At 71.2% G+C, this 9356-nt stretch carries 8 protein-coding genes; 3 read left to right on the top strand and 5 right to left on the bottom strand.

The window, feature by feature from the left end:
* The first annotated feature begins 226 nt into the window (after nucleotides 1-226).
* The gene (locus tag VIB55_RS10165; protein ID WP_331876546.1) at nucleotides 227-949 is read left to right on the top strand and encodes a hypothetical protein; all 723 of its coding nucleotides are present in this window, start codon (nucleotides 227-229) and stop codon (nucleotides 947-949) included.
* On the opposite strand, the gene VIB55_RS10160 is transcribed toward VIB55_RS10165, so the two are convergent.
* Genes VIB55_RS10160 through VIB55_RS10140 form a run of 5 tightly spaced genes read right to left on the bottom strand, consistent with a single transcriptional unit; the run spans nucleotide 915 to nucleotide 6555 of the window.
* Complete coding sequence (locus VIB55_RS10160) at nucleotides 915-2108, bottom strand: HAMP domain-containing sensor histidine kinase (protein ID WP_331876545.1); 1194 nt, start codon at nucleotides 2106-2108, stop codon at nucleotides 915-917. The two genes, VIB55_RS10165 and VIB55_RS10160, sit on opposite strands and share 35 nt — an antisense overlap.
* A complete protein-coding gene (locus VIB55_RS10155) occupies nucleotides 2105-3535 on the bottom strand; it encodes an ATPase domain-containing protein (RefSeq protein ID WP_331876544.1) in 1431 nt (476 codons plus the stop codon). The genes VIB55_RS10160 and VIB55_RS10155 overlap by 4 nt, the downstream gene beginning before the upstream one ends.
* Nucleotides 3532-3930 carry a response regulator gene (locus tag VIB55_RS10150; protein ID WP_331876543.1) on the bottom strand — a complete coding sequence of 133 codons (399 nt, stop codon included), beginning with the start codon at nucleotides 3928-3930 and terminating at the stop codon, nucleotides 3532-3534. The genes VIB55_RS10155 and VIB55_RS10150 overlap by 4 nt, the downstream gene beginning before the upstream one ends.
* The gene (locus tag VIB55_RS10145; protein ID WP_331876542.1) at nucleotides 3914-4246 is read right to left on the bottom strand and encodes a hypothetical protein; all 333 of its coding nucleotides are present in this window, start codon (nucleotides 4244-4246) and stop codon (nucleotides 3914-3916) included. The genes VIB55_RS10150 and VIB55_RS10145 overlap by 17 nt, the downstream gene beginning before the upstream one ends.
* Before the next feature lie 44 nt (nucleotides 4247-4290).
* Nucleotides 4291-6555 (bottom strand): ATP-binding protein, encoded by a 2265-nt coding sequence (locus VIB55_RS10140; protein ID WP_331876541.1) that lies wholly within the window; start codon nucleotides 6553-6555, stop codon nucleotides 4291-4293.
* Between the two features lie 195 nt (nucleotides 6556-6750).
* Here VIB55_RS10140 and VIB55_RS10135 point away from each other — a divergent pair, with 195 nt between their 5' ends.
* Nucleotides 6751-8109, top strand: a complete 1359-nt coding sequence (locus VIB55_RS10135) for an ankyrin repeat domain-containing protein (RefSeq protein WP_331876540.1) — start codon at nucleotides 6751-6753, stop codon at nucleotides 8107-8109.
* 219 nt (nucleotides 8110-8328) lie between these two features.
* The coding region (locus tag VIB55_RS10130; RefSeq protein WP_331876539.1) for an APC family permease at nucleotides 8329-9356 on the top strand (1028 nt) is incomplete at its 3' end.

Here is a 9356-nt window from a genome sequence, read left to right as displayed (position 1 = left end):
CGAAACATCGGATTTAGACCCTTGGATGGCTGAGCTATTCAGGCAACAGACGGCGTTCTAAAGAGCTTACGCAGAAACGTGGCGTGCTTTCGCAGGTTGGATGCTACCGAACCGTCGTCACGAAAACCGCCCCGCCGGGTTCCCAGCGGGGCGATTTCGTGTGGAACGTCCCGTGCTAATGGCCGCGCTCGGCGGGCGGATAGCTTCGCTCGATCCACACCGACCCATGACGGCGCAGAGAACTGTGAAGCGAACCGAACGATTGGGGGAGGCCGTCACGCCGGACGGAACCAGGCTGACGCTGTACCGCCACGACGGCGACTACACCATCCGGGTGGAGGGCACGGACCTGATGTCCACCCGCCGCTATCACTCCGAGGAGCAGCTGGCGGAGCTCGTCTGCAAGCCGCTGCGGGGTGCCGAGGCGCCGAGCGTGCTGATCGGCGGGCTGGGGATGGGCTTTACGCTCAAGGCTGCGCTCCGCTCGCTGCCGGCGGATGCACACGTGGTGGTGGCGGAACTGGTGGGCGAGATCATCGAGTGGAACCGCAACCCCGAGTACCCGCTGGCCGCCGAGGCCCTGGCCGACCCGCGCGTGCAGGTGCGGCACGACGACGTCGCACGCGTGCTGCGCGAGAGCCCGGGGGCGTTCGACGGCATCATGCTGGACGTGGACAACGGCGCGCACGCGCTGACGACGGGGGGCAACGCGGATTTGTACCGGATGAAGGGCATCCGCCAGGCCATCGCGGCGCTGCGCCCCGGCGGGCGCGTGGCCTACTGGTCGGCGGACGACGATCCCCACTTTGCCGCCCTCCTGTGGGAGGCGGGGATGACGGTGCACATCGTAAAGGCCAGGGCGCACGCCACCTCCGGCGGCAAGCACACGCTGCTGGTGGGCCGCGTGCCCCCCGTCAGGGAAGGGGAAGCGCCGGAAAGCGGACGATGAACGTGGACCCCACGCCCGGCTCACTTTCCAGCGCCAGCTCGCCCTCCATCTGCCGCACCAGCGCCTGCGAGATCGCCAGCCCCAGCCCCACGCCGGGCAGCTGCGCCGTATCCTCGCTGCGGTAGTACGGCTCGAAGATCGCCGCCTGCTCCGCGGGGGCGATCCCCGGGCCCGTGTCGGTGACGCGGATCTCCCCCCACGCGCTTCCTTCGCGCGAGACGACGGACGTGCTCACCGTCACCGAGCCGTCCGTGGGCGTGAACTTCACGGCGTTGCCCACCAGGTTCACCAGCACCTGCCGCACCCGCGCGTGGTCCGCCGTCACCGTGACCTCCTCCATCGCGCCCGCCTCCAGCGCCACCAGCTTGGCCTGCGCGGCGGGGAGCAGCATGTGCACCGCCTCGCGCCCCACGTCGGCCAGCTCCACCGGCTCGGCGCCCACGCGCAGCACCCCCGCGTTCAGGCGGGCCATCTCCATCACGTTGTCCAGCAGCGACAGCAGGTGCCGTCCGCTCATGCGAACCCGGCCCAGGGCCTCGCGCTGCCGGTCGGTGACGGGGCCATAGACGCCGATCTCCAGGTTCTCGCAGTACCCGTCGATGGCCCCCAGCGGCGTGCGGATGTCGTGCGCCAGCGTCGAGAGCGCGCGCTCCTGGGCGTCCGTGGCGCCCTCGCTGGCGCGCAGGCGGTCCTCCATCTCCTCGCGCACCTCGCCGCCGAGACGCGCGTTCTCCAGCGCGAGGGCCGCCTGGTCGGCCAGCGCGGAGAGCAGCGTCTCGTCGGTGGAAGTAGACGCCTGCCGCGTGGCGGCCGCCAGCAGCCCCGTCACCGCCCCGCCCACCACCAGCGGCACGGCCACGAAGCGGTCGTCCGGCACGCCCAGCAGCTCCTGCAGCCGCCCGACCCCGTCGTCCGTCAGCGGCGCGTGCAGGCGCGCCGCGTCTTCGTCGGCCAAGCCGCAGGACGAGCGCACCTGCAGCACGCCGTCCGCGTCCGGAAGCATCAGCACGGCGCAGGCGGCGTCGATCAGGTCGGCGCCGCGCTCCACCGTCAGGCGGGTCACCTGCTGGAGGGAGGTGGTATAGGTGAGCGCACGGCTGACCTCCGTCAGCTTGCGGAGCTGGGCCAGGTGCGGGTCGCCCGAGGACGGAACGGTCATTCCAGGATGCTCAGCCCGGCGTCGGTGATGCTGACCTCGCGCACCCGCGTGTCGTGGGCGCTGCCGCGTGTCTTGAGCACGCGCAGGCGGCGGCGGGTGCGCTCGTCGCCATCCACCGTCAGCAGCAGCACGTTGTCGGACAGGTAGCTCATGGCGTTCTGCATCCCGTTCCCCGAGATGGTGTTGCCCATCGTCTCGAAGTTCAGCACGCTGGTGATGGTGCTCACCGCGAAGTGCTGCACCAGCGCGTACAGGTAGTCGTGAAGGCGCTGTGGATCGGTGGCGGCGCTGGCCAGGTCTCCCAGCGCGTCGATCACCAGCCGGCGCACGCCGCGCTGCTGGATGCGGCGGAACATGTCGACGATGATGCTGTCGATCTGCAACTCCACCGGCGACGCGTACACCAGGTCCAGCCCCTGCCGCTGCGCCTCTTCCAGGTCTACCCCCAGCCCGCGGATGGTGCGCACGAGCTGGGTGGGGTTCTCCTGGAAGTTCATGTACAGCGTGGGCTCGCCGCGGCGCGCGCCCTCCAGCGCAAACTGCAGCCCGATCGTCGTCTTTCCCGCGCCGGACGGCCCCGCCAGCAGCGTGGTGGTCCCGCGCCACAGCCCGCCGCCGATCATCTCGTCGAGCCCCGACACGCCGGTGGAGATGCGCTCGGAGGCGGGTTCGTACCCTTCGGGCATGCGCGGGCTGACCAGCCGCGGATACACGTCGAGCCCCGAGTTGGTGATGCGGAAGGCGTGCGCGCCCTCCAGGTAGCGGCTGCCGCGCAGCTTGTAGACGCGAAAGTAGCGCTCGTCGCGGTTGCCCAGCCGGCGGCGCGAAAGCTCGACGATGGCGTCGGCCACGGCGAACTCGGGATACAGCAGGATGTCGTCCTCGGTGTACTCGCCCAGCAGGAACGCCGTGGTGCCGTACGCGGTGAGCAGCGCCGTCATCTCGTACACCATCCGCCGCCGGTCGGCCATGGAAGGCGCCAGGTCGTGCACGGCCTTGAACGAGTCGATGACGATCACCTTGGGCGACAGCGTCATGATGGCCTCGCGCAGCAGCGGGATCAGGGCGGGCGCCCCCTCCTTGGCCAGCTGCGGGCCCACGTCCTCGTAGATCACCTGCGTTCCCAGCTTGTTCTCGTCGAAGAAGCGGAACCCCTGCAGATAGCGCACGACCTTGGCGAGCGGCTCCGACAGGGTGGTGAAGTACAGGATGGGCCGGTCGTCCCCCGCGTTGTGAAAGATCAGCTGCTCGGCGAAGATCGTCTTTCCCGAGCCGGGGTGGCCCATGATGATGTTGATGGAGTTGGCCGGGAACCCGCCTCCCAGGATGTGGTCGGCCTCGGGATTTCCCGCGCTCATCCGTTCGGTGTCGTCCGGCACGTCGTCCCTGGAGACCGCCCGGCGGTCCACCATCGGTTCGAGGCTCATTGCGTCTCCAGGATATCGATGGGCGGCTCGATCAGCTGCTGGACCGTGGCCACGAAAAGCGATTCGACGAGGGGCTTGCGCAGGTACGCCTTCGCCCCGGCCTCCGCCGCCCGCGGCGCGGCCGCCAGGATGCTGAAGACCAGGACGGGGATGTGGCGCGTGTCGGGGTCTTCCCCCAGCCGCCGGCACAAAGCAAGGCCGTCCAGCTTGGGGATCAGGATCTCGGTGATGACGACGGCCGGGCGCAGCAGCCGGGCACGCTCCAGCGCGTCGAGCCCATCGCCGGCGAACTCCACGGCGAAGCCCGCCCTGCCCAGGAAGTGCTCCTGCAGCTCGCGGACGCTGGGGTCGCGCTCGGCGATGAGGACGGTCCGCCGTTCAGGGGCGCTCTGCATCGGCCTCCCCGGACGGTGGGTGCGGCGCGCCGTTCTCCGCGTGCGCCAGGGCGGTCCGCAGATCCGCCAGCGCCCGGCTCACCGCGTCGGCGCGCTTGTCCTGCGCCACGGGATGAGCGGAGGCCAAGGCGGCGATGGCGCCGGTGAAGGCCCGGCCGATCTCGCGGTCGTTCGCCAGCCCCAGCCCGCCCAGGTGGCGGCCCAGCCGGTCGACGTCGATGGCGGCGCGGTTCAGGTGCGTGTGCGACGGCTCGGCGCCGTCGAGCTCGGCGATGATCCCGCGGAGGGAGTGTGCGAACGAATCGGATGCGCTCATGGGGCTCGTCGGGTACGCGGGGGCGGAAGGCAGGGACGCATCCATCAAGCCGCCGCGGGAAGCTGAACGGTGAAGGTGCTGCCCTCGCCGGGAGTGCTGACGACGCCCAGGTCGCCGCCCATGGCGCGGGCCAGGTCGCGGCTGATGGCGAGCCCCAGCCCCACGCCCTCGCGGGGATTGCTGAAGCGCCGCTCCACCTGCACGAACGGGTCGAAGATGGCCTGCTGCTTCTCGGCGGCGATCCCCGGCCCATTGTCGCGGACGGAGATGCGCACCCACCGCGCGTCGCCTCCGATGGAGAGCTGCACCGACCCGCCCGCGGGGGTGAACTTGATGGCGTTGCCCACCAGGTTCAGCAGGATCTGCCGCACGCGCTCCTCGTCGCCCAGCAGCCGGCGCTCGGGGCCGCTGCCGTCCACGGAGAGCGCGATCCCCTTGGCCTGGGCCTGCGGCGCCACCAGCGGCTCCACGCCGGCCACCAGCTCCCGCGCGCCCAGGGGACGAAGGTCCAGCTCGATGGTGCCCGCCTCTACCTTGGCGAATGACAGCACGTCGTTGATGAGCACCAGCAGGTGCTGCTGGCTGGCCTTCACCCGGGCCAGGGCCGCCTGCTGCTCCGGGGTTACCGGTCCCTGGATGCCCATGTCGATCAGGTCAACGTACCCGCCGATGGCGTTCAGCGGGGTGCGCAGCTCGTGGCTCATGCTGGCCAGGAAGTCGGCCTTCGCCCGGTTGGCCAGTTCCGCGTCGCGCTGCGCCGCCTCGGCCGCCTCGCGGGCCTGCACCAGCTCGGTCACCTCCGTGGCGACCAGGGCCACGGCGTACACCGCGCCCCCGGCATCCAGCAGCGGCTGGTACACCAGGTTGAAGTAGTGCGTCTCGGGCACCCCGTCGCGGTCGGCGTCGAAGGTGGCGGGAATGGCCGTGGCGCGGTACGGCACGCCGGAGTCGTACACCTCGTCGATCAGCGCGAACACGCCCTGCGGCACGAACTCGGGAAACACCTCGCGGCCGGGGCGCCCCAGCATGTCGTCGCGCCGCCTGCCCACCATGGCCGCGTACGGGGCGTTGACCATGTCGAACACGTGGTCGCGCCCCGTGGCGATGTACATGGGCACCGGCGCCTGGTCGATCACCCGCGCCAGGTGCTCGCGGGCCCGCTCTGCCTCGGCGCGCGCGGCTTCCGTTTCGCGGGTGCGCGCCTCCAGCGCGCTGGCGGTGCTTTGCAGCTCCTCGGCCTGGGCCTCCAGCTCTACGGCGCCTTCCTGCAGCTGGTGGTTGGCCGTTTCCAGCTCCAGCCGCTGAAGCTCCAGCTGGTGGTTCACCTCCTGAAGCGTGCGGCGAGCCTCCTCGCTTTCGCGGAGCAGCCGCTCCACCTCGCGCCGCGCGTGCACCTGCGCCGTAACGTCGTGCCCGTGCGCGATGATCCCCGAGCGCGTCCCGTCGGCCTCCACCAGGGGCAGGTAGGCCAGGTCGACGAACTTTTCCTCCGGCGGGGCGCCGGGGGTACGGGCCAGGACCGCGGGAATCTCGCGCCCCAGGAAGGGCTCGCCCGTGGCCAGCACCCCGTCCAGCAGCTCCACGAACCCCTGCCCGCGGATTTCGGGAAGCGCCTCCAGCACCGGCTTGCCCACGATGTCGCGGTGCCCCACCAGCTGGTAGTACGCCTCGTTCACCAGGTCGAAGGCGTGCTGGGGGCCGCGGAGGATGGCCAGGAACGCCGGCGCGTGCTGGAACACGTATTCCAGGCGCGAGCGCTCGAACACGAGCGAGTCGTACAGGGCGTCGCGCTCCTTCTGCAGGGCGCGGGCGTGCACCTGGCGGGTGGTCTCGAAGCAGTTGATCAGCCCGCCGCCCACCTCGCCCGACTCCAGCCGCACGGGGCTGTACGAAAAGGTGAAGTACGCGTCTTCCATCACCCCGCCGCGCTCCACCCGCAGGGGCTGGTCCTCGAAGAACACGGTTTCGCCCGCGACCACGCGCTGAAAGAGGGGGCCGATGAAGTCGGCGATCTCGGCCCAGTTCAGGAGCACCGAGCGGCCCAGCCCCGACGGGTGCTTGTCGCGCATGATCACGCGGTACTCGTCGTTGTAGATCTGCACCAGCTCCGGGCCCCAGCACAGGCTCTGCGCGATCCCCTGCTCGATGACCATTCCCACCGCGGTCCGCAGGCTCTGCGGCCACTGCTCGACGGGTCCCAGCGGGGTCGATGCCCAGTCGGTGGCGCGGCACAGCCGCGCCATTTCGCTGGAGCCGGGAAATACGAGGTGTGCACTCGGCCGCGGGGCCGCCGTGTCTGCTGCGTTCATCAAGCTGCCGGTGGAAGTTCCGCCTGCCATCATGCAAGGAACGGCCCTTCATCGGGGTGGGGAATGGGCCCGGCATCATTCCCGGCGCCTGCACGGGCCGCCCCGTCCCTTGCGCGCAGCCCGCTCGCCCGCTGATTCTGTCCCCCGACCCTCGCCTGCCTCGGTGCCGGCGCGAACCCCCACCTGCGGCGGCCCATGAGCAAGTCCGTGGATCCGGTGGAGGCCTTCATCGAGGCCGCCTGCGTGCCGCTGGACCGCGCACACGTCTCCGGAACGCTGGATGATGCAAACGCGATCCTCGCCGCGCATCCTTCCATCGCGGCGCGCAGCATCCACACGGCCGCGATTCTGGGCGATGAAGAGGTGGTCCGCCGCTTCCTGGCGCTCGATCCCGCGAACGCCACGGCAAAGGCGGCACCGCGTGGGTGGGACGCGCTCACGCACCTGTGCTTCTCGCGCTACCTGCGGCTGGATCCTGCGCGCTCGGAGGGCCTGGTGCAGTCGGCGCGGGCGCTGCTCGACGCCGGCGCCAGCGCGAACACGGGATGGTACGAAACGCGTCACCAGCCGCAGCCGGAGCGGGAAAGCGTACTCTACGGGGCGGCCGGCATTGCCCACCACGCGGAGCTGACACGGCTGCTGCTGGGCCGCGGGGCCGATCCGAACGACGCAGAGGTCGTCTACCACACGCCCGAAAGCTACGACAACGCTGCCATGGAGGCGCTGCTGGGCACGGGAAGGCTCACGCAGGAAAGCCTGTCGATCATGCTCGTCCGCAAGCACGATTTGCACGACCTCGAGGGCGTGCGGCTGCTTCTGGCGCAGGGCATCGACCTCAATGGACCCTGGCGGTGGAATCCGCTGCACCACGCGTTGGCGCGCGACAACACACTGGCGGCGATCGAGCTGCTGCTGGACCACGGCGCCGACGCCGCGCTCGTCGTAAACGGCCGCTCCGCGATCAGCCTGGCAGCGCGCCGCGGGCGGGGTGACGTGCTGCAGCTGCTGGAGCGGCGCGGTGTGGCGATGGATCTGCGCGGTGCCGACCGGCTGATCGCCGCCTGCGCCCGCAACGACGAGCCGGCCGTACGCTCCATCTCCGAAAGCGAGCCCCAGGCGGTCGCCCAGGTACGGGCGGAGGGTGGCCAGCTCCTGGCGGAGTTCGCCGGCAACGGGAACCTGGAGGGCGTCCGGCTCCTTCTGGACCTGGGCGTCCCCGTGTCGGCCGCATTCCCGCAGGGCGACGGCTACTTCGACGTCGCACCGGGCAGCATGGCGCTGCACGTGGCGGCGTGGCGCGCGCATCCCGCGACCGTGCAGCTGCTGATCGATCGCGGCGCGCCCGTCGACGTGCCGGATGGCAGGGGCCGCACCCCGCTCATGCTGGCGGTGCGCGCCACGGCGGACTCGTACTGGACCGACCGGCGCTCGCCCGACTCCGTCCGCGCGCTCCTCGCCGCCGGTAGCTCCACGGCCGGCGTCCCGTTCCCCTCGGGCTATGCCGAGGTCGACGCGCTGCTCGCCGCGCATGCGGCCCAGCGTCCGGAAGGCTGAGATCCCGAGCGACGGGGGCGGGGGGCCTGTACCTGGCCAGGACGGCGTCCACCGATCGCAACGTCCAAGGACCCGGCGCCAGGCGGAGCCGCACTTGCGCCGAGCCGGCGTCGCGCCTGATTCTTTCCGCACCCACCGCCCCCGTCCATCCCACCCTCCGGCGCACCCGTGACCCGCTCCCACTCTGCCCCTCCGCCCCCGGGTCCGCAGCCTGGCCACGTGCAGCTCGCCCGCAGGCTGGGGCTGTTCGACGCCACCATGATCGTGATGGGCGGCATCGTGGGCAGCGGCATCTTCGTCACGCCGTACGTGGTCGCGCGCCACGTGCACACGCCGGCGCTCATCGTGGGCGCGTGGCTCGCGGGCGGGGTGATCGCGCTGGCCGGCGCGTTCGTGTACGCGGAGTTGGCCGCGCGGCGCCCGCACGTGGGCGGCCAGTACGCATACCTGCGAGACGCCTACCACCCGGCCGTGGCGTTCGTCTACGGCTGGGCGCTGCTGCTGGTCATCCAGACGGGCGGGATGGCGGCCGTGGCGGTGACGTTCGCGCGCTACTTTCGCGAGGTCACGCAGGTGCCGCTGGGCGAGCCGGTGATCGCCGGGCTGGGCATCGCGCTGCTGGCCGCGGTGAACTGCATGGGCGTGCGCTCCGGCGGAACCGTGCAGAACACGCTGATGGTGCTGAAGATCGCCGCGATCCTGGCGCTCGTCGCGGCCGGGCTGTTCTTCGTGACCGGGCCGGTGGATGCGGCCCCCGCGGCCGCCCCGGCCGTGGGCGGCGGAAGCGTGCTGCTGGCCTTCGGCGCGGCGATGACGCCGGTGATGTTCTCGTACGGCGGATGGCAGACGGCCAGCTTCGTCGCGGGCGAGATGCGGAACCCGCGGCGCGACCTTGCGCGCGGACTGCTGATCGGCGTGCTGGGGGTGATCGCCCTGTACGTCGGCGTCACGCTGGCGTGCGTGCAGGCGCTGGGCGCCGCGGGGCTGGCGGAAACGACGGCGCCCGCCTCCAGCGTCATGCGCCTGGCGTTCGGCCCCACGGGGGCGACGATCATCGCGGCGGGCATCGCCATTTCCACGCTCGGCTTCCTCAGCCAGGGGATGCTGACGGCGCCGCGCGTGTACTTCGCCATGGCCGAGGATCGCCTGTTCTTCCGCTCCGTCGCGTGGGTTTCGCCCCGCACGCAGGCGCCGGTGGTAGCGGTGCTGCTGCAGGGCGCACTGTCGCTGCTGATCGCCCTCTCCGG

Origin of the sequence: Longimicrobium sp. (assembly GCF_036554565.1) — a bacterium.
Lineage (GTDB): Bacteria > Gemmatimonadota > Gemmatimonadetes > Longimicrobiales > Longimicrobiaceae > Longimicrobium.
The sequence above is the reverse complement of the archived record's forward strand: the minus strand, read 5'-3'. Positions and strand labels throughout refer to the sequence as shown.

Bases quoted from the DNA above. Each gene is read 5' to 3' on its own strand.
- VIB55_RS10145 (WP_331876542.1), bottom strand. From the start codon at position 4,246: ATGAGCGCATCCGATTCGTTCGCACACTCCCTCCGCGGGATCATCGCC.
- VIB55_RS10160 (WP_331876545.1), bottom strand. From the start codon at position 2,108: ATGACCGTTCCGTCCTCGGGCGACCCGCACCTGGCCCAGCTCCGCAAG.
- VIB55_RS10140 (WP_331876541.1), bottom strand. From the start codon at position 6,555: ATGAACGCAGCAGACACGGCGGCCCCGCGGCCGAGTGCACACCTCGTA.
- VIB55_RS10135 (WP_331876540.1), top strand. From the start codon at position 6,751: ATGAGCAAGTCCGTGGATCCGGTGGAGGCCTTCATCGAGGCCGCCTGC.
- VIB55_RS10165 (WP_331876546.1), top strand. From the start codon at position 227: ATGACGGCGCAGAGAACTGTGAAGCGAACCGAACGATTGGGGGAGGCC.
- VIB55_RS10150 (WP_331876543.1), bottom strand. From the start codon at position 3,930: ATGCAGAGCGCCCCTGAACGGCGGACCGTCCTCATCGCCGAGCGCGAC.
- VIB55_RS10155 (WP_331876544.1), bottom strand. From the start codon at position 3,535: ATGAGCCTCGAACCGATGGTGGACCGCCGGGCGGTCTCCAGGGACGAC.